This window comes from Saccharopolyspora gloriosae, assembly GCF_022828475.1.
In the GTDB taxonomy this organism is placed as follows: domain Bacteria; phylum Actinomycetota; class Actinomycetes; order Mycobacteriales; family Pseudonocardiaceae; genus Saccharopolyspora_C; species Saccharopolyspora_C gloriosae_A.
This window is the reverse complement of record NZ_CP059557.1, coordinates 5925916-5950811: the sequence shown is the minus strand read 5'-3', so window position 1 is coordinate 5950811 and position 24896 is coordinate 5925916. Positions and strand designations below refer to the sequence as shown.

The following is a 24896-nucleotide window of genomic DNA, read 5'->3' as shown; positions in this document are numbered from 1 at the left end:
TTCACCGCCGACCGGCCATGGGGGACCGGTCGGCCACCGGACCGATCGGGGCCGGGCATCTGCATTTCACAGGGGAGAGAACGCAGTGACCGCTTTGGGGTCTTGGCAGCTGCCGCCGGTGCACTTGGACGTGGCGCTCAAGCACCTGCGGATCGAACGGCTCACGTTGCCGCTGAGCAGCCGCTCGGCCGGATACACCGCGGAGCAGTTCAGCCGCGTGGCGAAAGCCGAACTGGACCGCATGTACGCCAGCGGCGTGATCGTCGACGACGAGATCGCGCCGCCGCTGGCAGCGGCGCTCAAGGTGCTCGCCACGCCGTACCTGTGGGTCGACTCGATGTGGTTCCCGCAGGTCGGTTCCGATCACTGCTGGCGCGCGCTGGCCGTGTTCACCGACGGCAACCGGGTGGTGCTCGGCGTGCAGTCCCCCAGCGAGGACCCGAAGCGCGGCGGCCTGGTCACCGTCGAAGTGCACCAGAACGTGCCGCTGCCGCAGGTCTTGCTGGCCACCCTGCCGCCGGCGCGGGTCGGCGGCCAGGGACCGGTGCGGATTCCGGCGAACTCGCTGCGCAAGCAGCAACAACCGGACGACTTCGGGCAGGCGAGCATGATGCGGTCCGCCACCGAGGAGCGCGGCAGCACCGGAGACCGGCAGGTCCGGCTCTACGAGACGATCGGCAACGCGCCGCACCACCGCATCGGGCAGCTCGCGGCGAACATCCGGGATCAGCAGGGCCGCAGGCGGCGCTCGACGGTCGTGTCGTGGTTCGACAACCCGGAACCGGACGGCCGGTACCTGAACCGGGTCGAGCGCGGCAGCTCGGGCGAGCAGGTCGTGGCGCTCATCCCCGCCGACGCGCGCGTCATCGGCACCGAGATCGACGCGCTGATCGCACAGGTCCGCGCCTGATCGCGGGTGTTCGCCGAGCGGCGAACGTCCTCACCCGGAGTGCTCGTCCGAGCGGCGGCACGTCACCGGTTCCCGGCCGACCGGCCTCGCCGAAGGGCGCCCGAACAAAGGTGTGGCCTGCGACGGCGCACCTCCGCGCGTCCTCCGGCGGGGCCGGTGAGCCGCGTTCGCGGCCCCGGACGGTGAGCACCTAGCGCAGCGAAGGGGGTACGCACAGCGTTACGTTGCGCACGTAGGCTGCGAGGCATGGTCGAACCCCCACTGCATCGCGTTACCCTGCCGAACGGGCTGCGCGTCGTGCTCGCGCCGGACTCGGCGCAGGGCGCCTCCGGTACAGCCCCCGTCGTGGGCGTCAGCGTGCACTATGACGTGGGCTTCCGCTCCGAACCGGAAGGCCGCACCGGCTTCGCTCACCTCTTCGAGCACCTCATGTTCCAGGGCAGCGAGAGCCTGGAGAAACTCGCCCACTTCCGCCACGTCCAAGGTTCCGGCGGCACCTTCAACGGTTCGACGCATCAGGACTACACCGACTACTTCCAGGTGCTGCCGTCGGCGGCGCTGGAACGGGCGCTGTTCCTGGAAGCCGACCGGATGCGGGCACCGAAGCTCACCGAGGAGAACCTGCGCAACCAGGTCGACGTGGTGAAGGAGGAGATCCGGCTCAACGTCCTCAACCGCCCGTACGGCGGCTTCCCGTGGATCCTGCTGCCGCCGGTGCTGTACTCCACCTTCGCCAACGCGCACAACGGTTACGGCGACTTCACCGACCTGGAACAGGCGACGGTCGAGGACTGCGCCGCGTTCTTCGACACCTTCTACGCGCCCGCGAACGCGGTGCTCACCATCGCCGGTGACTTCGACGTGGACCGCGCCACCGAACTGGTGCACAAGCACTTCGGTGACGTCCCGGCCCGCGAGGTGCGCCCGCGCCCCTCGTTCGCCGAGCCGCTGCCGACCGAGCAGCTCACCGGCGTGCACAACGACCCGCACGCGCCGCTGCCCGCGATCGCGCTCGGGCACCGGCTGCCCGACCCCATCGGCGAACTCGACCAGTACCTGGCGAACATCGTGCTGGCCGCGGTGCTCACCGACGGCGACGCCTCCCGGTTGCAGCAGCGCATGGTCTACCAGGATCCGCTGGTCGTCGACGTGCACGCGGGTTGCGGCCTGATGGGCGCTCCGCTGGACGCCCGCGACCCGGACACCTTCACGCTCACTGCGATCCACACGCCCGAAGTGGAGTCGGAACGCGTCATCGGCGCCGTCGACGCGGAGCTGGAAGCGCTCGCCGCGACCGGCCCCACGGCGGAGGAACTGTCCCGCGTCACGTCCCGCTGGGCGGCTTCGCTGCACCGCGAACACGACCGCGTCGTCTCCCGCACGCTCGACCTGGGCAGCACCGAGCTGATCCACGGCCGCGCCGAACTCATCTCGGAGCTGCCGCGGCGGATCGCCGAGGTCAGCGCCGAGCAGGTCGCCGCCGCCGCGAAGGCGCTCACTCCGGACTCCCGCGCGACCCTGCGCGTGCAGCCCGACTCGAACTCCGCCGGAGGTGCGGCATGACTCAGGCCCCTCACCGCAGTGCCGAGGAGATCGGACGCACCGAAGCGGGTCCGCGCCCGCTGCCGCCGCTGGGCGAACCCCGCCCGCTGCGCACGCCCGAGGTCGTGGACACCGTGCTGCCCAACGGGTTGCGCCTGATCGCCGCCCGGCACGGCGTGGTCCCGATGGTCGAGGCCCGGCTGCGGGTCCCGTTCGCAGGCGAGGACGCCATGCACTCGGCGAGTTCCGAGGTGCTCGCCGAGACGATCCTGACCGGCACCGCCGCCCGCGACCGGGTGCAGGTCGACACCGACCTGGCCGCCGTCGGCGGCGAACTGCACGCCGTGGTCGACCCGGAACGCCTCAGCTTCATCGGCAGCGCGCTCTCCACCGGGCTGGGCACGTTGCTGGAGGTGCTGGCCGACGCCCTCACCGGCGCCGCCTACGCCGCCGACGAGGTCGCCGGTGAGCGGGACCGCCTGGTGGAGCGGCTCGCCGTGGCCCGTTCGCAGCCGCGCGTCATCGCGCGGGAGGAGCTGCAACGGCACCGCTACGGCGACCACCCGTTCGTCCGCGAAGTGCCGCAGGCCGACGACGTCGCTCAGGTCACCCCGGAGGGCGTCCGCGAGCTGCACGGCAAGTCCGTGCTGCCGCGCGGATCCACCTTGGTGCTCGTCGGCGATCTTGATCCGCACACCATCGTCGACGAGGTGACGCGCATCCTCGCGCCGTGGGACTCGGCGGCGGCCGCCACCGAGCTTCCCGACCTGCCGAAGCTGCGCGGCGGCGACGTGCGGCTGGTGCACCGCGACGGGGCCGTGCAGTCGCAGCTGCGGATGTCCGCGCAGGGCCTGCACCGCACCGACGAGAACTACCCGGCGCTGCAGATCGCGAACCTCAGCTTCGGCGGCTACTTCTCCTCCCGGCTGGTGGAGAACATCCGCGAGGACAAGGGCTACACCTACGGCGCCCACTCGTCGTTCGAGTTCACCCGCGGGAACGGCACGATCCTGGTGGACGCGGACACGGCCAGCGAGGTCACCGCGGCCGCGCTGCTGGAGATGCGCTACGAGTTCGGCCGCATGGCGCTGGTCCCGCCGACCGAGGCGGAGGTCGAATCGGCCCGGCAGTACGCCATCGGCGGGCTGCTGACCTCGACGTCGTCGCAGTCCGGGATGGCCTCGATGCTGCTGACCCTCGCGGTCGCCGGGGTCGACCACAACTGGCTCACGGCGCACCCGGACCGGTTGCGGGCCGTCACCGCCGAGCAGGTGGCCGAGGCCGCGCTGCTCTACGCGCCGACCCGGTTCACCGGTGTCGTGGTGGGTGACGCGGCCAAGATCGGCGACCAGCTCGGCGCGCTCGGCGGGGTGGTGCTGCCGTGACGGAGGCGTGGGCGTCGCCGGTCGCGGTGGACGGCGGCTTCCTGCTCGACTCGGCCCCGCTGCTGTCCCGGTCCACGGTGGACCGCACGGAGCTGTTGCGGGAAGGGCCGGTCACGGAGCTGTGGTCGTCCGGCCGGGTCCTGCTGGTCGACGGCAAAGGCCGCACCCAGGTCGGTCCGGACGGGCGTCTCGTCTACGAGGACACCGCCGTGTTCGGTGAGCAGCCCACGCCGCACGCGGTGCTGCTGGGCCGTCAGCAGGACACGGTGTACTGGGCGCTGCGCACCGAACGCGACGGCTCGCAGGAGGGTTGGCAGGACCTGCGGATCGCCGGCGGGCAGCTCGACGACACCGACGCGGGCCTGCTCACCACGGCGGTCGGGCTGCTCAACTGGCACGACCATTCGCGCTACTGCGCGGTGTGCGGCGCGGCGACGAACCGGGTCAAGGTCGGCTGGGCGCGGCGCTGCTCCGGCTGCGACCGCGAGGAGTACCCGCGTACCGATCCCGCGGTGATCTGCCTGGTGCACGACGGCGCAGACCAGGTGCTGCTGGCCCGGCAGCCGGTGTGGCCGCCGGAGCGGTTCTCGGTGCTCGCCGGGTTCGTCGAGGTCGGCGAGTCATTGGAGGCCTGCGTGCAGCGCGAGGTGGAGGAAGAGGTCGGCGTGCACGCCACCGAGGTCCGCTACCTCGGCAGCCAGCCGTGGCCGTTCCCGAGGTCGCTGATGCTCGGTTTCGCCGCCATCGCCGACCCGGCGGTGCCACTGCTCCCCGCCGACGGCGAGATCGAGGAGGCCCGCTGGGTTTCCCGAGCGGACGTCCGAGCCGCCATGAGCACCGACGACGGAGCCATCCCCGGCTTACGCCTGCCGCCGAACGTCTCCATCGCCCATCGCATGCTCAAGGGCTGGGCCTTCTGGTCCTGAATCCGCGTCACCGGTGAACGCCCCATCCGCTCCTGGAACGGGTGGGGCGTCCGCTCGCGCGGCGCGCGGTGGGGTTGCCGCCGATGGGGAGGGTGCTTCTGCGAGGATGCCCGGCATGGCCGATCAACCGCGACTTCTGGAAGGACTCGATCCGGAGCAGCGGGCGGCGGTCACGGCGCCGCGTGGTCCGGTGTGCGTGCTCGCGGGCGCCGGGACCGGCAAGACTCGGACCATCACGCACCGCATCGCGCACCTGGTGCAGCGCGGCCTCGTCGTTCCGCAGCAGGTGCTCGCGGTGACGTTCACGGCCCGCGCGGCAGGTGAGATGCGTACCCGGTTGCGCGCCCTCGGCGCCGCCGGAGTGCAGGCGCAGACCTTCCACGCGGCCGCGTTCCGGCAACTGCGCTACTTCTGGCCGCGGGTGCACGACTCCCAGGTGTGGCCGCTGGTGGACAACAAGTTCCGCCTGGTCATGCAGGCCGCGAACCGGGTCGGCCTGTCCACCGAGAAGGAATCGGTGCGCGACCTGGCGGGTGAGATCGAATGGTCCAAGTCCTGCCTGATCTCCCCGGACCAGTACGCCACCGCCGCCGCCCGCGCCGGGCGCGACGCACCGGTGGTTCCGCAGCAGCTCGCGAAGGTCTTCGCCACCTACGAGGAACTCAAGAACGACGCGCGGATGCTGGACTTCGACGACCTGCTGCTGCACACCGTCGCCATCCTGGAGGAGCACGCGGAGGTCGCCGAGGAGTTCCGCGGCCGCTACCGCTCCTTCGTCGTCGACGAGTACCAGGACGTGAACCCGCTGCAGCAGCGCGTGCTCGACGCGTGGCTCGGCGGCCGCGATGATCTGACCGTGGTCGGCGACGCGAACCAGACCATTTACTCCTTCGCCGGGGCCGCCCCGAAGTGGCTGATCGGATTCCCGAAGCGCTTCCCGGAGGCGGCCGTGGTCCGCCTGGAGCGGGACTACCGCTCCACACCGCAGGTCGTGTCGCTGGCGAACGGGGTGATCGGCGCCGCCCGCGAACGTCCCGCGGGCACCCGGCTCAAGCTGATCGGGCAGCGCCCGGACGGCCCGGAACCGGACTTCGCCGAGTACGACCACGAGCCCGCCGAAGCGGAGGCCATCGCTCGCAAGATCGCCGCGCTGGCGGGCAAGGGCGTGGCGTTGTCGGAGATCGCGATCCTGTTCCGCGTCAACGCCCAATCCGAGGTGTACGAGAAGGCGCTGTCGGACGCCGAGATCCCGTACCAGGTGCGCGGCGGCGAACGGTTCTTCAACCGCCCCGAGGTGCGCCAGGCCGTGGTGGCGCTGCGCACCGCCGCCAACCGCGGTGCCGATCCGGGGTCCGACCTGCCCGCCTCGGTGCGGGCCGTGCTGGCCGAGGTCGGGCTCACCGAGGAACCTCCGGCCGGTGGCTCGGCGCGGGAACGCTGGGAGTCGTTGATCGCGCTCGTCGAACTCGCCGAGGAGCTCGCGGCCATCGCCGACGAAGCCGACTTGGCCCGTTACGTCGCCGAGCTGGAGCTGCGCGCCGAGGCGCAGCACCCGCCGACCGTCGAGGGCGTCACGCTCGCCTCGCTGCACTCGGCGAAGGGCCTGGAATGGGACGCGGTGTTCCTCGCCGGGCTCGCCGAAGGCACCCTGCCGATCCAGCACGCCGACGACGACGCGGGCATCGAGGAGGAACGCAGGCTGCTCTACGTCGGCGTCACCCGAGCTCGCGAGCACCTGCACCTGTCCTGGGCGTTGGCGCGGGCCGCCGACGGGCGTCGCTACCGCCGTCGCAGCCGGTTCCTCTACGGGCTCATCCCGGAACGCCACCCGGCCGCGCTGACCGCGAAGGGCCGCACGCCCGAACCCGGCCCCACCCGCAAGCAGGCCACTCCGCGCTGTCGCAACTGCGAGTCGGTGCTGGTGAGCACGATGGACATCAAGCTGGGCCGGTGCTCGACCTGCCCGTCCGACGTGGACGAGGGCCTGCTGGACCGGTTGCGCGCCTGGCGCGGTGATCGGGCGAAGCAGTTGAAGGTCCCCGCCTACGTGGTGTTCACCGACGCGACGCTCACCGCCATCGCCGAACAGCGCCCGTCCGATGAGGCGGCCCTGGTGGCGATCTCCGGGATCGGCGCCAGCAAGGTCCGCAGATTCGGCGATGACGTGCTGGCGTTGATCCAGCGCGAGAACGACCGGAACTGACCTCGCTGAGCAGGAACTTCGCCTCCATCGGCGGAATCTCGAAAAATCGGTTGCGGCACCCTTCCGGCGCCTCATACTCTGCAATAGCGCAAGCCGTGGTGTACGGAACCCGGCGTGATCCGGAGGGGAGGTGGCAGCGATGACCGGCATTCAGAAGCTCGGTACCCCTGGCCACCCCATGTCCGGGGGTATCGCGCTGTTCCGTGGTCGCACAGCGACCCAGCCTGGCTATGAGCGTGTCATCACTCTGCCGCGTCCGAATGACGGCGGCCTCCTGGTTGATGGCCGTTTCGTGCCGGTTCGCGCGGAGCTTGATCCTTGATCTCCTGACCGAGGACTCGCTCCAGGCTCTTCTTCAAGGCCGCGGACCCGCACCAGCCGGGTCCGCGGCCTTTTTTGTATCTCCACTTAGAGAAGAAGCGCCATCCGAATGTGTTCCTGGGGAAATACCGACCGTCCGTGCGGGCACGTGCACTGCCCCGAACAGACAGGAGGAGAGATGTTGACCACCAGCGTCCCGATACAGCCCGAAGGCAGGGCTGTCGACGCAGGAAACGACGGCGCCGTCGGAGCTTTGCTCGACGGCGCCACCGACCGGGCGGACGAGGTGCCCTGTCGACGGGACCCCGACCTGTGGTTCGCCGAAAACCCGGGCGACCTGGAACGGGCGAAGAACCTGTGCGCACGGTGCCCGCTCAAGCAGCGCTGCCTCGAAGGCGCGCTGTCCCGCGGCGAACCCTGGGGGTCTGGGGCGGCGAAATCTTCGAACGCGGCGCCGTGGTCGCCCGCAAACGTTCCCGCGGCCGCCCCCGCAAGAACCCCGTACCGGCCGAGCCCGCGGTCGCCCGGACCGAAACCGGCGACCGAACCGCGCAACCGAAGGAGCGAGCGGCATGAACCTCGTCGATTTCACCCGGATCCACCAGAACGCCCCGAACGGCACGAACGGCTCGAAGGAAGCGATTCGAATGTTGATGCCCGAAGACATGGCACGTATCCGACAACGCGACTTGCTGGTCGAGGCGCACCGCGACCGGCTGGCCCGGCAGGCCACCGCCGGTCGCTGGTGGCGCCTGCTGGCGCATTACGCGCAGCAACGTGCGGACCACGCGGAGGGGCAGATCACCAGGCCGTAAAGTGCACGCTCGTGGCTCACTCGCACGATGGAATCGACTGGGACGCCAAGATCGCGCGGCTGCGCGAAGGCGACGAGCTGGCCGCCCCGGAGACCGCTGATCTGGTGCGCGACCTGCTCCGCCCGCAGGACCGCACGGTGATCGACGTCGGTTCCGGAGCGGGCGGTGCGGCCACGGCGTTCGCGGACGCCATGTGGGACACCGGGGGGACGATCATCCTCGTCGACTCGGCACCGGAGCTGCTGGCCGTGGCGGCGCGCAACACCGCCGCCACGGCCGGCCCCGATGTCCGGGTGCTCTCGGTGCAGGCCGACGTGGCTCGTGGTGACCTTTCCGCGGTGGGCCAGGCGGACTTGGTGTTCGCCTCGTTCGTGGTGCACCACCTGCCGGACCAGCTGGCGGGGCTGCGGCGGCTGCTGAAGCTGGTGCGCCCGGGCGGCCGGCTCGCGCTGGTCGAGTCCGGCCTGGAACCACGGGTGCTGCCGTGGGACGTCGGCGTCGGTGAACCCGGCCTGGAACCACGGCTCGCGGCCGCACGGGCCGAATGGTTCCGCGAGATGCGGGCGGAGATGCCGAGCTCAGTGCGGTTGCCGTCCGGCTGGGCGAAGGCCATGGCCGAGGCCGGGCTCGACGACGTGCTGTCCTGGACGCAGCTGGTGGACCGGCCGGCGCCGGTGTCCGGACCTGCGATGACCGCGGTGCTGCGCAGGCTCGAATGGTTGCGCAGGGGAGCCGAGGGCCGCGTCGCCCAAGACGACCTCGACGCCGTCGACGCCCTGCTCGACCCGAACGGCCCGCACTACGCGGGCGCCAGGGATGACGTCTACTACCTGCTCGCCCAGACGATCCACGTCGGCACTCGCAGGAGTTGAGCACCGCGGCGGCAAGAGCTCAGTCCGTCGCAGGTTTCGCGAAGCCCGGTTGCCAGCGGGTGATGATCTCCGCGGCTTCGAACTCGGCGTCCAGCTGGCACAGGATGCCCGTCGCGCCCAGCGTCACCCGGTGGATCAGCAGGTAGTCCGGTGGCAGGTTCAGCGACCGGCTCGTCCGGAAATCGGGGCTGCGCAGGTCGCCGACCCGTTCGGCCTGCCGTTGCAGCCACGCCCGGGTGAAGTGGAACCGCGGCTCGCGGACCGGATCGACGAACGGCCCCAGGTAGGCCAGCACGTCCTCGGCGCGCAGCGTGCTGCCCGGGGGCACAAAACCTTCGGTGCGCAGCAGCTCCAGCAGATCGTCGGCACGATCCTCCGCCGCCAGCCGCAGCATCCGCCCCAGGTCGGCGGGCACTCCTTCAGGCAGCCGGGCAACCGCGCCGAAGTCCAGCACGATGAGCCTGCCGTCGGGCGCCATCAGGAAGTTTCCGGGATGCGGATCGGCGTGCAGCAGCCCGGAGCGCTCGGGTGAGGAGAAGTGGAACTCGGCCAGCAGCCGGCCCGCCTCGTCCCGCTGCCGCTGATCCCCGTCGGCGATGATCGTGGAGAACGGCGTGCCCGCGACCCATTCGGTGACGATCACCTGCGGTGCGCTGGCGACGACCTTCGGGATCAGCACGTTCTCGTCGCCGTCGAAGGCGGCGGCGAACGCCCGCTGGTTGTCGGCCTCAGTGCGGTAGTCGAGCTCCTCGACCATCCGGTCCTGCAGCTCGGCGAGCAGCGGTTTGATCTCCGCGCCGGGGGCCAGCGATTGGAACAGCCGGGAGAACCGGCTCAATTGGCGCAGATCCGAGCGCAGGGCTTCACCGGCGCCCGGGTATTGGATCTTGACGGCGACGTCCCGGCCGTCGTGCCACACCGCGCGATGGACCTGCCCGATGCTGGCGGCGGCGGCCGGAACGTCGTCGAACTCGGCGAAGCGGTCCCGCCAGGCCCGCCCCAGCTGCTGCTCCAGTACCCGCCGCACGCTCTCCGCGGACATCGGGGGAGCGGCGGCCTGGAGCTTCGTCAGCGCCTCGCGGTACGGCTCGGCCATTTCGTCGGGTACGGCGGCCTCGAACACGCTCAGCGCTTGGCCGAACTTCATCGCACCGCCCTTGAGCTGTCCCAGTACCGCGAACAGCTGCTCGGCCGTGCGTGCGGAGAGCTCCGCGTTGATCTCGTCGGCGGATTGGCCGCTGAGGCGCTTGCCCCACCCGGCGGCAACCCGCCCCGCGACGCCCAGCGGAAGGCTGGCGAGTTTGGCGGTGCGATGCGCCGCCCGGCGGGGAATGTCGGTCACGAGGGCTCCTTTGCCGCGCGCAGGAGAACCACCCCGGCTCCGAAAGCTCTTCGGATCTCCGGGGCCGGAGCACATCGTAATGCTTCACCGACCTGTTGTGGGACGCCCGAGCGGCGTTGTGGGCGTGTTCCGTTCCGGAACTCACTCGTGGCGTGTGCGGTGGAGCCGGTTTCCGGGCGGACATCACCTGAGGTGCCGTCGCCCGGTCACCCGAGTCGCGCGAGCTCCGCCCCCAGCCTGTCAGGCCTTCCCGAGGATTCGGGTCATGCGAGTACCGCACACCGGACAAGTTCCCTTGGCCATCCGGCGGCCGTTGGTCTCCGTGATCTCGCCGGGGAAGTCCCGCTTCTCCCGGCATTTCACGCAGTAGCCGTTGTAGGTCTCGGCCACGGCGTCCTCCTTGGTGTTGTGATCGCTACGGCGCGTGCCCGTTCGGGCTGCGCTGGAGGAACCGTACAGGTGGCCGTATCGATATGACTGCATTCAGCTGATCGCATGTTAGGGGGAATGGAGTAATGCTTTAGGTGATCACGCGCAGTAGGCATGTGGAAAAGCGCACTGTTATGTCCCCATGTCGGTGCCACTCGCTAAGGTCAGATCTCGTGGCAGAACCGCAGGTCGAGGTGCGTCGCAGCAAACGCCGACGCCAGACGGTCAGCGCGTACCGGGACGGCGACAAAGTCATCGTGCTGCTCCCGGCTCGGATGAGCAGGGCCGAGGAGAAGAAGTGGGTGGCGGAGATGCTCAGCCGCCTGCAACGCAGTGAGACCCGCCGGAGGTCACCCGCTCGGGACTCGGACACGGCGTTAGCCGAACGCTGCCGGGAGCTCTCCGAGCAGTACCTCGACGGCCGCGCCGAGCCCCGCTCGATCCGCTGGGTGCCGCCGATGCGCACCCGCTGGGCGTCGTGCACGCCCAGCACCAAAGCCATCCGGATCAGTGACCGGCTGAAGGACGTGCCGAGCTGGGTGCTCGATTACGTGCTGGTGCACGAACTCGCGCACCTTCTCGTTCCGGGACACGGCGCCGAGTTCTGGAAGTGGGTCAACCGGTATCCGAAGACCGAGCGCGCCGTCGGATACCTCGAAGGGCTCTCCGCGGCGGCGAACCTGGGCCTGAGCATGGGCGACCAAGAAGACTGACCGCCTCGACGCAAACCGCGTCAGGTGCGTCCGTTGGTGAGCGCGGGCAGTGCGAAGTCCGGCTTCGCGCCGCCCGCTCGGCTCACTTCGTGTCGGAGTCGTCGCCCTTGTCGTCCGAATCCTTCGGGTCGTCGGCGTCCGTCGAACCCGAGTCCGTCGAGCCCGAGTCCGTCGGTTCGCCTTCGCCGGATCGGGCGGCCCGCTCCGCCTCCTCAGCGCGCTTGATCGCCGCGATCGGGTCGTCCAGGTCCGAGGAACCGCCCCAGCGGTCGGCGAAGTCCAGCGGCTCGTCCAAGTCCGAGGCGTCCGGCAGCAGATCGGGGTGGTCCCACACCCGGTCCCGGCTGTCGGTGCCGTGCCGCTCGGTCATCAGCCGCCACAGGTTCGCCGCGTCCCGCAGCCGCCGCGGCCGCAGCTCCAGCCCGATCAGCGTGGCGAAGGTCTGCTCGGCCGGCCCGCCGCTCGCCCGGCGCCTGCGGATCGTCTCGCTCAGCGCGCCCGAGCCCGGCAGCCGCTCGCCCAGCGCATCGGCCACGACCACGTCGACCCAGCCCTCGACGAGCGCCAGCAGCGTCTCCAGCCTGGCCAGCGCCGCTTCCTGTTCCGGGGTGGTCTTCGGTTCGAGCAGGTTGGAGCTCATCAGCTCCTGCATCGAACTCGGATCCGCCGGGTCGATCTTGCTCGCCAGGTCCTCCAGCGAGGACGTGTCCACCTGGATGCCGCGGGCGTACTCCTCGACGGTGGCCAGCAACCGCTGCCGCAACCACGGCACGTGGCTGAACAGGCGGTGGTGCGCGGCCTCGCGGGCGGCGAGGAACAAGGTCACCTCGTCCAGCGGGCGGTCCACGCCCTCCGCGAATCGCGCCACGTTCGCGGGCAGCAGCGCCGCGGTGCCCTCCGGGGCCAGCGGCAGGCCGACATCGGACGAGGTGAGCACTTCGGCGCCGAGCTCGGCGAGGCTGTTGCCCAGCTGGGAACCGAATCCCAGTCCGCCCATCTGGCCGAGCATGGACAGCAGCGGCCCGGCGGCCTGCTTGGCCTCCTCGGGCATCGCATCCAGCCACGCGTTGGACATCCGCTGCGCCACCGGGTCGCACAGCCGCTGCCAGGTCGGCAACGTCTGCTCCACCCAGTCGACCGACGACCAGACCCGTGCCGTGCGCACGCCCGCGGGCAGCGCCGTCGTCGGATCGAGCCACAGCTCCGCGAGGTGGACGGCGTCCTCGACGCCCTTGACCTCCTGCTGGCTGGGCCGTTCGGTGCGCTGGTTCGAGTGCAGCTGCTGCACGGCGAGCTGCTTGGCGAGGTCGTAGTTCACCGGCCCCGAACCGCCGCTGCCCGAGTGGCTCAGCACCTGGCCGAGCTGGGAGAACATCTGCCCCAGCTGGCCCATGTCGAAGTTCATGCCCCCTGGCATGCCGCCCATGCCGCCCGGCAGGGCGCCGCCGAAACCGAAGCCGGGCTGCTGCCCGGAATTGCCGGCGCCACCCTCGGAGCGCCCTTCCGACGACTCCCCTTTGTTGCGGTCGTCGTCGGGATCCTGCGGGCCGAACCCGAACGGCATGTCATTCATGCCTCCACCGTACGCGGATCGCGCGCTCACGGATAAGTAGCTCGACGCCTTCGCCGGTGCGATGTCCGCAGCTAGTGGCTCGATCCGGCGATCACCCGCCCGAGGATCTCGCCGAGGGCGAACACGTACCCTGTCGCCTCGTGAGCCGTCGAACCTGGACGTTACTGACCAGCGTCATCCTGGTAGCCGCTTTCGGGCTGCTCGGGGCATTCGTCCCGGTGCCGTTCGTGGCGCTCGGCCCGGGACCGACCTACAACACCCTGGGTGAAGAGGCGGGCACGCCGGTCATCCGGATCGATGGGCAGCGGACCTTCCCGACCGCCGGGAACCTGAACATGACCACGGTGTCGGTGACCGATCACCTGTCGATGCTGGGCGCGCTCGGGCTGTGGGTGAGCGGTCGCTACGCGCTGGCCCCGCGCGAGGTCTACTACCCGCCGGAGAAGTCCGAGCAGCAGATCGAGCAGGAGAACACCCGGGCGTTCAACGACTCCCAGACCTCTGCGGAGACCGCGGCGCTGAACCACCTCGGCTACCCGACGAAGGTGCTGGCGGGGCAGGTCGTGACCGGCAGTCCCGCCGACGCGGTGCTCGAACCGGGTGATCAGCTGATCGCGGTGAACGGGAAGCCGATCACCGATCCGCCCGCGTTGCAGGCCGCGGTCGCGAGCAGCAAGCCGGGCGATCAGGTCCAGCTGACCTACCGCCACGGCACCGAGCCGGAACGCACGGTCCCGGTGGCGCTGGGCGCGAACGACGACGGGCGCCCGCAGGGCTTCCTGGGCGTCGGCGCGGTCGGCCGCCCGGACGTGCCGTTCGACATCGAGATCAGCCTCGCCGACGTCGGCGGTCCCTCGGCCGGGTTGATGTTCTCACTGGCCATCGTGGACAAGCTGACGCCGGGGGAGCTCAACGGCGGCCGTTTCATCGCGGGCACCGGGGAGATCGATGAAACCGGCAAGGTCGGCCCCATCGGCGGCATCCCGTTCAAGATGATCATGGCGAAGGAAGCCGGGGCCACCACGTTCCTGGTGCCCGCAGGCAACTGCGCCGAGGCGAAATCGCAGGCACCGGACGGACTCCAGCTCGCCCGAGCAGGCACTTTGGACGAGGCGACGCACGCCCTGGACGTGATCCGCGAAGGCGGCGTCCCGCCGAGCTGCTGAGGTCTCTCCAAATGCCCGGGTAGGTGTCCGGGTAGCGGAACCTCAGCGGCTTCCTCGCTGCGGGATCTTTTTCCCGAGTGGCTCCGCCACGAGGGAAAAAGCTGTCCTCGCGAGGAAGCCGCTGAGAACCCGCTGGTGGTCAGCTTGCTTTGGTGGTCACTGCTCAGCGGCTTCGCCGCTGACAGGACACTGATCAAACGATCATCAGGGCGCCAAAGAGCCTCCAGCGCGCCGCCCCAGAGGTCGTCCGGTGCGCCGACCTGAAGGCCCGTCTTGCGCAGCGATCAAAAGGTCATTCGGGGGGTGGCCGTCAGGCGGCGAAGGTTTCGTGGAGGGCTCGGAGGAGGTTCGGGGCGAGTGTCGGGTCCTGGACCCGTTCGCCGGCTTCGCCTTCCTCGCCGCTCGCGCGCAGGCGCAGCACGCAGGTTTCGTGGCCCGCCCGCAGGACCGCCGCGACCAGCCGTGCCTCCTGGCGGTCGGGGTGCTCCGCCGCCGCGTTGCGGGCCTGCTCGTCCTCGGTGGGAAGCGAGGCCTCCGCCTCCGGCGGCAGCACCACGATCTCCTGCACCAGCGCGCAACCCGCGACCTGTTCCGGCCACTCGATGCGGGACAACGCCTCCGCGAGATCCTCCGCGGGCAGCGATTCCTGCGCGATCGGCGTCAGCGGGGAGTTCACGTCCACCTCGTCGGCCAGGTTCGGCTCGGCGACCAGCAGCTGCTCGGTCGGGACCAAGGCGAACACCTGAGTGGGCTGATCCCAGCCCGCGGCGGACACGAACTCCTCGATCTCGCGTGCGGCACCGGGCAGGGCGGCGGCGAGGTTCTCGCCATCAGCGGCTGACATGGGCTCATCGTCGCACCCCCGTCCCGATCACCCCGGACCGGCTCCGAGCGCACCGGACCCGCCACGACCAGGCGATGTGATGTCGGATTCGCCGGAATTCGAGTGCGATCGGGGGAACCTCGCAAGGCATCGTAGAGTTGAACATCGCGAGGGGTGTACAACGCCCCGGCCCGTCGATCGTCGCCTGGAGTGTGCCCTGTGGCCATGCGGCCCCCGGTTGGAATGCCGAAACTGTCCCGGCGGAGCCGGATCCTGCTGATCATCGGCGTGGTCGTGCTCGCCGCCCTGATCATCTCGTCGAGTCTGGTCGGCGCCTACGTCGACTGGCTGTGGTTCGGCGAAGTCGGGTACCGGGGGGTGTTCACCACCCAACTGCTCACCCGGATCGGTCTCGGCGCCGCGGCAGCCGTCTTCCTCGGCGGCGTGCTGCTGCTGAACCTGTGGATCGCCTACCGGAGCCGACCGGTGTTCGTGCCGATCAGCGGCCCCGATGATCCGCTGGCCCGCTACCGCACGGTGATCAGCGCGCGGCCGGTGCTGCTCGCCGTCGGCATCTCGCTGGCGGTCGGCGTGCTCGGCGGACTCGCCGCGCAGGCCGATTGGCAGACGTTGCAGCTGTTCCTCAACAGCGTGCCGTTCGGCCAGACCGACCCCGAATTCGGCCACGACGCCAGCTTCTACACGTTCGAGCTGCCGTTCTACCGCTGGTTGCTGTCCTGGGCCTTCGTCGCGGTGACCGTCGCCTTCCTCGGCTCGCTGGTCACCCACTACATCTTCGGCGGCGTGCGGCTCGCCGGGCGTGCCGGGCAGCTGTCGGCGCCGACCCGGGTGCAGCTGGCGATCCTCGCCGGGCTGTTCGTGCTCCTCAAGGCCGTCGACTACTTCTTCGACCGGTACGACCTGCTGCTGTCGCGGCGGAACTCGCTGTTCACCGGTGCCACCTACACCGACCTCAACGCGGTGATGCCCGCGAAGCTGATCCTGCTGTGCATCGCGGTGTTCTGCGCCTTCGCGTTCTTCGCCGCGGTGTTCCTGCGCGACCTGCGGATCCCCGCACTGGCCACGGTCCTGCTGGTGCTCTCCAGCGTGCTCGTCGGAGCGGTCGGACCGGCGCTGCTCGAACAGTTCTCGGTGCGGCCCAACGCCAACCAGCGCGAGGCGGAATCCATCCGCCGCAACATCGCCGCCACCCGCCAGGCCTTCGACATCGGCGAAGACAAGGTCGAGGTGCACGACTACCCGGGTGTCACGAACCTGCGACCGCAGCAGGTCGCCGACGACACCGGAACCATCCCGAACATCCGGCTGTTGGACCCCAGCGTCCTGTCCGACACGTTCACCCAGCTCACCCAGCAGTACAACTTCTACGGCTTCCCCGACAAGCTCGACGTCGACCGCTACCGCGACGAGAACGGGCAGTTGCAGGACTACCTGGTCGCCCTCCGCGAGATCAACACCGCCGGGCTGGCCGAGAACCAGCAGTCGTGGATCAACCGGCACATGGTCTACACGCACGGCAACGGCTTCGTGAGCGCACCCGCCGACCGCGTCGACTCCACCCTCGAAGACGGCCGCACCCAAGGCGGCTACCCGGTGTTCTCCGTCAGCGACGTCGCCAACGACGGCCAGGGCAAGATCCCCGTGGACCAGCCGCGCAGCTACTTCGGTGAACTCGCCGACACCTACGCGATCGTCGGCGGCAACCCCGGCGAAGCGCCCCGCGAATACGACACCGACCGCAGTGCCTACACCTACGACGGCCAGGGCGGCGTGCCGATCGGGAACTGGTTCAACCGGCTCGTGTTCGCCGCCCACCACGCCGAACGCAACATCCTGTTCAACCAGGCCATCGGGGACAACTCGAAGATCATCTACGAGCGGAACCCGCGAGACCGGGTGCAGAAGGTCGCACCCTGGCTCAAGGTCGACGGCGATCCGTACCCGGCCGTCGTCGACGGCCGCATCAAGTGGATCATCGACGGCTACACCACGCTGAACAACTACCCGTACTCCGAGATCACCGAGTTCGGCGAAGCCACCAACGACACGCTGCGCGGCGTGCAGCGCCAGCCGAACCAGCAGATCAACTACATCCGGAACTCGGTCAAGGCCACCGTCGACGCCTACGACGGCAGCGTGGACCTCTACGAAACCGACGACACCAAACCCGACCCCGTGCTGAAAGCCTGGGAAGGCGTATTCCCCGGCGTCGTCAAACCCAGCTCCGAGATCAGCCCGCAACTGCGCGAACACTTCCGGTACCCGGAAGACCTGTTCAAGGTGCAACGCTCACTGCTGACCAAGTACCACGTGGACAACCCCGCCGACTTCTACTCCACCCAGACCTTCTGGGAAGTCCCGCCCGACCCCACCAGCGGCGGACAAGGCGGCGCGGCAGAAGACGGCAACCAGCAGCCGCCGTACTACGTCGTCGCCCAAGTCGAAGGCCAAGAAAACCCCACGTTCCAACTCACCAGCGCCCTCACCGCGCTGCGACGGCAGAACATGGCCGCCTGGGTCTCCGCGTCCTCCGACCCGAAGGACTACGGCAAACTGCGAGTCCTGCGGCTGCCCACCAACACCCAGACGGCCGGCCCCAACCAGGTCCAGAACCAAATGGAGTCCACCCCGGAAGTCACCGAGAACCGGACCCTGTTCAACAACCCCAACGTCAACGCGATCTTCGGGAACCTGCTGACCCTGCCCGTCAAGGGCGGCCTGCTCTACGTCGAGCCCATCTACATCCAGCGCAACGAGCAGGACTCCTACCCGCAGCTCGCCAGGGTGCTCGTGTCCTTCGGCGGCAACGTCGGCTTCGCCGAAACCCTGCCCAAGGCCCTCGAACAGGTCTTCGGCGCCGGAGCGGGCGACGCCACCGGAGAAGGCGGCGACCAACAGCCGCCGACCCAGCAGCCCCCCGGCCAGCAACAACCCGGACAGCAGACCACACCCGAACTCCGCAGCGCCGTCAACGACATCCAAGGCGCCCTGGAACGAGTGCGGACCTCGCAGCAATCCGGCAACCTCGGTGACCTCGGCGGCGCACTGCAACAACTGGAACGCGCCGTCGGTCGATTCGAACAACTCCAAGGCAGCGGCGGCTGACCTTCCCCCGGCCGCGGATCGGCCCTGACCAGGGCCGATCCGCGGACCGTCGAAGGCGGACCGCGTTAAGCGACCCCCGGTGTCAGGCCGCATTCAGCGTCACGTAGTCTTCTGCACACAACGAAATACAGCGCAGCGAACAGTTGCGCAGCGGCGCGGGGTGGAGCAGTTCGGTAGCTCGCTGGGCTCATAACCCAGAGGTCGCAGGTTCAAATCCTGTCCCCGCTACTGTGGTCGTGTTCGAGGCCCCCTCTCTGGCGAGAGGGGGCCTCTTTCCGTTTCCTTGTTTTTTGTACGGGGGCCGAGCCCCCGTAGGCCCCCACGGTGCGGTGGTTGCGTGTGGTGGGTGTGGTCGGGGTTGGTTTGTGGGTGGGCTGGGTTTAGGGGGACTGCTCGCGCTTTGCGGTTGGGGGCTCGCGCTTTGCGCATCGCGGCTTTGGGGTGGGCTTGCTGTATGTGCTTCGGGGCTGGGGCTGGGGCTGGGCTTGCTGTTGGGTGTGGTGGGTGGGGGTTTGCTGGTGTTGAGGGGGGTGTGTTCGGGAGGGTTTGGGGGAGGTGTAGAGTTCTCATTACAACGAAATACAGCGCAGCGAACAGTTGCGCAGCGGCGCGGGGTGGAGCAGTTCGGTAGCTCGCTGGGCTCATAACCCAGAGGTCGCAGGTTCAAATCCTGTCCCCGCTACTGTGGTCGTGTTCGAGGCCCCTCTCGCCAGAGAGGGGGCCTCTTTCCGTTTCCTTGTTTTTTGTACGGGGGCCGAGCCCCCGTAGGCCCCCACGGTGCGGTGGTTGCGTGTGGTGGGTGTGGTCGGGGTTGGTTTGTGGGTGGGCTGGGTTTAGGGGGACTGCTCGCGCTTCGCGCTTTGCGGTTGGGGGCTCGCGCTTTGCGGCTCGCGGCTCGCGCGTCGCGCGTCGTGGTTGCGGCTCGCGCTTCGTGTCTTGTGTCTTGTGGTTTGTGGTTGTTTTGTGCTTTGTGGGGGGTGGGGGGTCAGGGTTTTTGGGTGGGGCGGGTCCAGATTTTTGCGCAGGCGGGGGAGCAGAGGCGTTCTGCTGGGGGGACGCCTGGGACTGGGGGCATGGTTCGGCCGCAGACGGCGCAGGCTTGGCCCGGTAGGCGGATTTTCTTGCTCGCACAACTGAAAACTCGAGCCACCGGCTCATTGCGACGCATCATGACCTCCGTCCGAATGCGACCGTCGGAAGCGCCGATCGCCGCTCACAGCATGCGAGTCACTCCCGGTAATCGGGGGCTTCGGCGCGCGACCGAACCGTTTCGTGCAGGTAGATCGCACGATCAGGTAGCGATCCGGGGCGTCCGGGACACCCTGCGCGGGTGTCCCGTCGAGTCCTGCCGCCTGCCGTTCCCCTTGATGGCAGAACGATGTGCGCCAAGCCACGCTGAGTCGGCCGCATCCGCTTACGCAGCGCCAGCAGCGGATGGTCCACTCGGACCAGCCCATTGCAACCACAGTGGACAGAGTGGCCGACCATTGTGGACAGCCTGCGAGGGTCATGGCACGGTGGATTCCGTGACTGAGCTGAACTCGACATCCGCCGCCCTGCTGGGGCTGCTGCACGACGGCCCGAAGACCGGGGGGCAGCTCGTCGCTGCCGCCACCGAACGATTCGGTGGATTCTTCAGCGTGACCCGCAGCCAGGTGTACCGCGAACTTCCCGCGCTCACCGAGTCCGGACTGCTGCGCCTCGGCAAGCAGGGACCTCGGTCGAGCCAGCAGTACGCGATCACCGCGGCAGGCAAGCGGGCCTTCAAGTCCTGGCTGAACACCGAACCCGGCCCCGACAACGTGCGCAGCCCGCTGATCCTGCGCCTCGTGCACGCCGGATCGCTGACGCCGAAACAACGCTCCGCGCTCGTGGAATCGGCAAGGGAGCAATACACCGCGCGACTGGACGAGGCGAAGAACGCCGCGAAGGCCACCGCGGACCCGTACGAGAAGGCCGCAGCCGATTTCACCGTCGCCCACAACCGGGCCATCGTCAAACTGCTGGACAGCATTCCGGAGTAAGCCAACGGGAATGATCTGAAGCTCCGTTCCCGGCGGCATCGCCGCCAGAGCGGTCGGCATCAGCGGCGGCCGGGGCCGTCCTCGTGGGCGGCCGCCCGCCGGTGAAGTACCCTCGAACATTGTGAATCCCGACGTCGCCGCAGATATCAAGGACCTGTCCACCACGCTCGAAGGCATTGAGAGCGTCATGGGCCTCGACGAGTTGCGGGCGAAGATCGCCGAGCTGGAGACCGAGGCGGCCAAGCCGAACCTCTGGGACGACGTCGAGTACGCGCAGAAGATCAGCAGCCAGCTCGTGCACCGCCAAGCCGAACTGCGCAAGGTCACCGACCTGCGCCAGCGCATGGAAGACCTCGAAGTCCTCTACGAGCTCAGCGAGGACGAAAGCGATCAAGCCGGACTGGACGAGGCCGACACCGAGCGCAAGCGGCTGAAGAAGGAACTCGACGCGCTCGAAGTCCGCACCCTGCTCTCCGGGGAGTACGACGAGCGGGAAGCCGTCGTCACCGTCCGGGCCGAAGCGGGCGGGATCGACGCCGCCGACTTCGCCGAAATGCTCATGCGGATGTACGTGCGCTGGTCCGAGCGCCACGAATACCCGGTCGAGGTCTACGACACCTCCTACGCGGAAGAGGCCGGCGTCAAGCAGGCGACCTTCCGCATCAACGCCCCCTACGCCTACGGCACGCTGTCCGTCGAGCAGGGCACGCACCGGCTGGTGCGGATCTCGCCGTTCGACAACCAGGGCAGGCGCCAGACCTCCTTCGCCGGCGTCGAGGTGCTGCCGGTCGTGGCGGAGACCGACCACGTGGAGATCCCCGAGAAGGACATCCGCGTCGACGTGTTCCGCTCCTCCGGTCCCGGCGGGCAGAGCGTCAACACCACCGACTCCGCGGTGCGCATCACGCACGCGCCCACCGGCATCGTGGTGTCCTGCCAGAACGAGAAGTCGCAGCTGCAGAACAAGGCTGCCGCGCTGCGCGTCCTCCAGTCCAAGTTGCTGGCCCGCAAGCGGGAAGAGGAGCGCGCCGAGCTCAACGCGCTCAAGGACAGCGGCTCCAGCTGGGGCAACCAGATGCGGTCCTACGTGCTGCACCCGTACCAGATGGTCAAGGACCTGCGGACCGAGTTCGAGGTCGGCAACCCGGACGCGGTGCTCGACGGGCAGATCGACGGCTTCCTGGAAGCCGGCATCCGCTGGCGCCGCCAGCACGACGCCTGATCGTTCCGGCTCTTGAGCTACGTGGGCGTTCGGACAGCGGAACCTGCCGGGCTCCCTAGCGCATCGGGACCACTCGTGCCCGCGAGACCGGTCGAGACCGCTCACCCGGGTGAAGCTCGCGAGGCCTGGGCCGGGCGCTCCGGTTTCTCGCTGATCATGCGGTGACCTGCGGATAAGGCGGCGATCGCGGACTCGGCATCAACTGGTCTGGGTGAGCCGTCATCCCCCGAAAGGTCGCAGGTAAACTCACGCCCCGTGATCCGGCTTGAGCACGTGTCCAAGGGATACAAAACCTCGACCCGCCCCGCGTTGGACGATGTCTCCGTGGGCGTCGGAAAAGGCGAATTCGTGTTCCTCATCGGCCCTTCCGGCTCGGGGAAGTCCACGTTCCTGCGGCTACTGCTCCGCGAGGACGTGCCGACCCGCGGCCGGGTGTTCGTGGCCGACTGGAACGTCGCGAAACTCCCGCGGCGCCGAGTGCCGCGGCTACGACAGCGAATCGGCTGTGTGTTCCAGGACTTCCGGCTGCTCACCAACAAGACCGTCGCCGAGAACGTCGCGTTCGCGCTGGAGGTCATCGGCAAACCCCGGCACACCATCCGCAAGGTGGTGCCGGAGGTCTTGCAGCTGGTCGGCCTGGACGGCAAGGCCGACCGCATGCCGCACGAACTCTCCGGTGGTGAGCAGCAGCGCGTGGCGATCGCGCGTGCGTTCGTGAACCGGCCGCTGGTGCTGCTGTGCGATGAGCCCACGGGCAACCTCGACCCCGACACCAGCCAGGACATCATGTTGCTCCTGGAGCGGATCAACCGCACCGGCACCACGGTGATCATGGCGACGCACGACCATTCGATCGTGGACTCGATGCGGCGTCGAGTCGTGGAACTCAGCCTCGGCAAAGTGATCCGCGACGACGCCCGCGGCGTCTACGGCGTCGGTCGCTGAGCAGCCCCGCACCCCCGAACCCAGCCAGGAAGCACACACCAAGATGCGCGCGAGCTTCGTATTCAGCGAGGTCGTCAACGGCCTTCGGCGCAACGTGACGATGACCATCGCCATGATCCTCACCACGGCCATCTCGGTCGGCCTGCTCGGTGGCGGTCTCCTGGTGGTCCGGTTGATCGACCGGATGCAGGAGGTCTACCAGGACCGCGTCGAGGTCGTGGTGTTCATGACCGACGATGTCAGCGCCAACGACCCGGACTGCACCCAGCAGCCCTGCGCGAACCTCAAGTCCGAACTGACCCGCTCGTCCGGCGTGGACTCGGTGAAGTACGAGAACCGGGACGCCGCGTTCGAGAACTTCAACAAGGTCTTCGAGACCATGCCGGAGCTGCGTGACGTCGCCCGTGTCGAAGCGATGCCGGCCTCGCTGCGGGTGAAGCTCACCGACCAGGAGCGGTTCGGCGCGATCCAGCAGAAGTTCGAAGGCCAGCCCGGCGTGGACAGCGTCGTCGACCAGGCCGACTACCTGGACCGGCTGTTCAGCGTGCTCAACGGCGTGCGCAACGCGACCTTCTCGATCGCGCTCGTGCAGGCGGTAGGTGCGTTGCTGCTGATCTCCAACACCATTCAGCTCTCCGCGTTCACCCGGCGAACGGAGACCGGCATCATGCGGCTGGTGGGGGCGACGCGCTGGTACACCCAGCTCCCGTTCCTGCTGGAGGCGATGGTCTCCGGTCTGATCGGGGCGTTGCTGGCCATCGTGGGGCTGCTGATCTCGAAGGCGGCGTTCATCGACAGGGTCATGTCGCCGGTGTTCGGCACCGGCATCATCCCCGAGATCGGCTACGGCGACATCGCCGCCGTCTCACCGATCATGCTGCTGGTGGCCGCGGTGATCTCGGCGACCACCGGTTATGTGACGCTGCGCCTCTACGTGCGGCTCTAGCGAATCGTCCTGCCGAGCGGCTGTGCTCGCGTGTTCCGCACGCGGGCGCAGCCGCTTCGTCATGTCAGGGCCGCCTCCGTCATGTCACGGACAGGGTGTGAGAACTCGGTTGACCCCGGGTCTTAAAGTGCAGGCATGGTGAAGGAACGCGGGCGCAAGCCGATCGCGCAGAACCGCAAAGCGCGGCACGACTGGTCGGTGCTGGACACCTACGAGACCGGGATCGTGCTGACCGGTACCGAGGTGAAGAGCCTGCGGCAGGGCAAAGCGTCCCTGGTGGACGCGTTCGCCACGGTCGACGACGGCGAGGTGTGGCTGCGCAACGCGCACATCCCGGAGTACACCGAAGGCACGTGGACCAACCACGAACCGCGGCGATCCCGGAAACTGCTGCTGCACCGCGGTGAGATCCTCCGCCTCGTCGGCAAGATCAAGGAGACCGGGCTGAGCCTGGTCCCGCTGTCGATGTACTTCTCCGACGGCAAAGCCAAAGTGGAACTCGCCTTGGCACGCGGCAAGAAGGCGCACGACAAGCGGCACGACATGGCGAAGCGGGACGCCGACCGCGAAATGCAACGCCACATCGGGCGGATCCGCAAAGGACGGCGGGTGTGAGCCCGCTGCTCGGCCCGGCCTCGGACGCGGAGGTGCGTCCCTGGCTCGACGAGCTCGGCATCCCCGGCTTGGTCGACCTGCACACCCACTTCCTGCCGGAGCGGATGCTGCAGAAGGTGTGGGCGTACTTCGACCAGGCGCACACGCACTACGGCATGGACTGGCCGGTGCACTACCGCCACGACGAGCCAACCCGGCTGCGGCTGCTCGACGAACTCGGAGTGCGCACGTTCGCGCCGCTGGTCTATCCGCACAAGCCGGGCATGGCGGAATGGCTCAACGAGTGGGCGCTGGAGTTCGGGCAGCGCACCCCCGGTGCCGTGCCGACGGCCACGCTCTACCCGGAACCGGGCATGGCGAAGTCGTTGCGCGCCGCCCTGGACGCCGGCGCGCGATGCGTGAAGGTCCACGTGCAGGTCGGCAAGTTCGACCCGCGCGATGAACTGCTGGACGAGGCGTGGGGCCTGCTCGCCGAGGCCGCGGTGCCCGTTGTGATCCACTGCGGGCACGGTCCGATCCGCGGCGACCACACCGGACTGGACGTGTTCGAGGAGGTGCTTCAGCGGCACCCGCGGCTGACGGCGGTGCTGGCGCACGCCGGAATGCCCGAGTACGACGTGGCGTTGCGGCTCGTCGAGACCTTCGAGCGAGTGCACCTGGACACCACGATGGTCGGCGTGGCCTTCACCGAACGATTCGCCCCGCTGCCCGCGGACTGGGCGACGCGGCTCGTGCCGGTGCGGGACCGGATCGTGCTCGGCACCGACTACCCGAACATCCCGTATCCCTACGCCGAACAGCTCGCCGCGATCGCCGGTTGGGCCGCGGCCGACGACCGGTTGGGAACGGATTTCCTGCGCAGCGTCCTGCACGACGCCCCGTCCCGGCTCTTGAAGCTCTGACCTGCGAAAAACTCGAAGGTCGATATTGGAATGATCGGCGGGGGCACGGACGTTATGCTGTACGGACCTAACGGCCGGGAAGGTACGGCCGTGGAC

21 protein-coding genes, 2 tRNA genes and 1 pseudogene are annotated in these 24896 nt (G+C 69.0%); 20 read left to right on the top strand and 4 right to left on the bottom strand.

Annotated features, from left to right (window positions below; genetic code table 11):
• Positions 1-85: 85 nt before the first annotated feature.
• The 9 genes and pseudogenes from H2Q94_RS26085 (at position 86) to H2Q94_RS26045 (ending at position 8974) form a co-directional block, all read left to right on the top strand.
• Entirely contained in the window at positions 86-910 is an 825-nt protein-coding gene (locus tag H2Q94_RS26085; protein ID WP_243789798.1) for an ESX secretion-associated protein EspG, read from the top strand.
• Positions 911-1156: 246 nt separating this feature from the next.
• The gene (locus H2Q94_RS26080) at positions 1157-2473 is read left to right on the top strand and encodes a M16 family metallopeptidase (protein WP_243789797.1); all 1317 of its coding nucleotides are present in this window, start codon (positions 1157-1159) and stop codon (positions 2471-2473) included.
• Positions 2470-3837: a M16 family metallopeptidase gene (locus H2Q94_RS26075; protein WP_243789796.1), complete on the top strand. Its 1368-nt coding sequence runs from the start codon at positions 2470-2472 to the stop codon at positions 3835-3837. Before H2Q94_RS26080 ends, H2Q94_RS26075 begins: the two co-directional genes overlap by 4 nt.
• The gene (nudC, locus tag H2Q94_RS26070) at positions 3834-4763 is read left to right on the top strand and encodes an NAD(+) diphosphatase (RefSeq protein ID WP_243789795.1); all 930 of its coding nucleotides are present in this window, start codon (positions 3834-3836) and stop codon (positions 4761-4763) included. Before H2Q94_RS26075 ends, nudC begins: the two co-directional genes overlap by 4 nt.
• Positions 4764-4878: 115 nt before the next feature.
• Positions 4879-6966 (top strand): ATP-dependent DNA helicase UvrD2, encoded by a 2088-nt coding sequence (locus tag H2Q94_RS26065; RefSeq protein ID WP_243789794.1) that lies wholly within the window; start codon positions 4879-4881, stop codon positions 6964-6966.
• Between the two features lie 139 nt (positions 6967-7105).
• The gene (locus tag H2Q94_RS26060) at positions 7106-7288 is read left to right on the top strand and encodes a hypothetical protein (RefSeq protein WP_243789793.1); all 183 of its coding nucleotides are present in this window, start codon (positions 7106-7108) and stop codon (positions 7286-7288) included.
• 108 nt (positions 7289-7396) lie between these two features.
• Positions 7397-7651: pseudogene (locus H2Q94_RS31040) on the top strand (hypothetical protein); the annotation flags it as partial.
• 208 nt (positions 7652-7859) lie between these two features.
• The gene (locus H2Q94_RS26050) at positions 7860-8102 is read left to right on the top strand and encodes a hypothetical protein (RefSeq protein WP_243789792.1); all 243 of its coding nucleotides are present in this window, start codon (positions 7860-7862) and stop codon (positions 8100-8102) included.
• Positions 8103-8113: 11 nt separating this feature from the next.
• On the top strand, positions 8114-8974 hold the full coding sequence (locus tag H2Q94_RS26045) for a class I SAM-dependent methyltransferase (protein WP_243789791.1): 861 nt from the start codon (positions 8114-8116) through the stop codon (positions 8972-8974).
• A 19-nt stretch (positions 8975-8993) separates the two neighbouring features.
• On the opposite strand, the gene H2Q94_RS26040 is transcribed toward H2Q94_RS26045, so the two are convergent.
• Both H2Q94_RS26040 and H2Q94_RS26035 read right to left on the bottom strand, forming a co-directional pair.
• The gene (locus H2Q94_RS26040; protein ID WP_243789790.1) at positions 8994-10316 is read right to left on the bottom strand and encodes an ABC1 kinase family protein; all 1323 of its coding nucleotides are present in this window, start codon (positions 10314-10316) and stop codon (positions 8994-8996) included.
• A 240-nt stretch (positions 10317-10556) separates the two neighbouring features.
• The gene (locus H2Q94_RS26035; protein ID WP_184477094.1) at positions 10557-10706 is read right to left on the bottom strand and encodes a DUF5679 domain-containing protein; all 150 of its coding nucleotides are present in this window, start codon (positions 10704-10706) and stop codon (positions 10557-10559) included.
• Positions 10707-10918: 212 nt separating this feature from the next.
• Between H2Q94_RS26035 and H2Q94_RS26030 the strand changes: the two genes are divergently transcribed.
• Positions 10919-11458 carry a M48 metallopeptidase family protein gene (locus H2Q94_RS26030; protein ID WP_243789789.1) on the top strand — a complete coding sequence of 180 codons (540 nt, stop codon included), beginning with the start codon at positions 10919-10921 and terminating at the stop codon, positions 11456-11458.
• Positions 11459-11540: 82 nt separating this feature from the next.
• On the opposite strand, the gene H2Q94_RS26025 is transcribed toward H2Q94_RS26030, so the two are convergent.
• Positions 11541-13031 carry a zinc-dependent metalloprotease gene (locus H2Q94_RS26025; protein ID WP_243789788.1) on the bottom strand — a complete coding sequence of 497 codons (1491 nt, stop codon included), beginning with the start codon at positions 13029-13031 and terminating at the stop codon, positions 11541-11543.
• Positions 13032-13171: 140 nt separating this feature from the next.
• Between H2Q94_RS26025 and H2Q94_RS26020 the strand changes: the two genes are divergently transcribed.
• Complete coding sequence (locus H2Q94_RS26020) at positions 13172-14197, top strand: YlbL family protein (protein ID WP_243789787.1); 1026 nt, start codon at positions 13172-13174, stop codon at positions 14195-14197.
• Between the two features lie 310 nt (positions 14198-14507).
• Here the strand turns inward: H2Q94_RS26020 and H2Q94_RS26015 are convergent, their stop codons facing one another.
• Entirely contained in the window at positions 14508-15041 is a 534-nt protein-coding gene (locus H2Q94_RS26015; protein ID WP_243789786.1) for a PPA1309 family protein, read from the bottom strand.
• A 204-nt stretch (positions 15042-15245) separates the two neighbouring features.
• On the opposite strand from H2Q94_RS26015, the gene H2Q94_RS26010 reads away from it, so the two are divergent.
• From H2Q94_RS26010 to H2Q94_RS25970, 9 genes are all read left to right on the top strand, one after another.
• On the top strand, positions 15246-18146 hold the full coding sequence (locus tag H2Q94_RS26010) for a UPF0182 family protein (protein WP_258718632.1): 2901 nt from the start codon (positions 15246-15248) through the stop codon (positions 18144-18146).
• 154 nt (positions 18147-18300) lie between these two features.
• Positions 18301-18374, top strand: a tRNA-Met gene (locus H2Q94_RS26005).
• A 380-nt stretch (positions 18375-18754) separates the two neighbouring features.
• Positions 18755-18828 (top strand) — tRNA-Met (locus H2Q94_RS26000).
• Positions 18829-19672: 844 nt separating this feature from the next.
• A complete protein-coding gene (locus H2Q94_RS25995; protein ID WP_243789785.1) occupies positions 19673-20170 on the top strand; it encodes a PadR family transcriptional regulator in 498 nt (165 codons plus the stop codon).
• Between the two features lie 121 nt (positions 20171-20291).
• Positions 20292-21392 carry a peptide chain release factor 2 gene (prfB, locus tag H2Q94_RS25990; RefSeq protein WP_243789784.1) on the top strand — a complete coding sequence of 367 codons (1101 nt, stop codon included), beginning with the start codon at positions 20292-20294 and terminating at the stop codon, positions 21390-21392.
• A 255-nt stretch (positions 21393-21647) separates the two neighbouring features.
• Positions 21648-22337, top strand: a complete 690-nt coding sequence (gene ftsE, locus H2Q94_RS25985) for a cell division ATP-binding protein FtsE (protein WP_243789783.1) — start codon at positions 21648-21650, stop codon at positions 22335-22337.
• 43 nt (positions 22338-22380) lie between these two features.
• Complete coding sequence (ftsX, locus tag H2Q94_RS25980) at positions 22381-23283, top strand: permease-like cell division protein FtsX (RefSeq protein WP_243789782.1); 903 nt, start codon at positions 22381-22383, stop codon at positions 23281-23283.
• Between the two features lie 135 nt (positions 23284-23418).
• On the top strand, positions 23419-23898 hold the full coding sequence (gene smpB / locus H2Q94_RS25975; RefSeq protein WP_243789781.1) for an SsrA-binding protein SmpB: 480 nt from the start codon (positions 23419-23421) through the stop codon (positions 23896-23898).
• A gap of 5 nt (positions 23899-23903) precedes the next feature.
• The gene (locus H2Q94_RS25970) at positions 23904-24800 is read left to right on the top strand and encodes an amidohydrolase family protein (RefSeq protein ID WP_243795912.1); all 897 of its coding nucleotides are present in this window, start codon (positions 23904-23906) and stop codon (positions 24798-24800) included.
• The last annotated feature ends 96 nt before the right edge of the window (positions 24801-24896 follow it).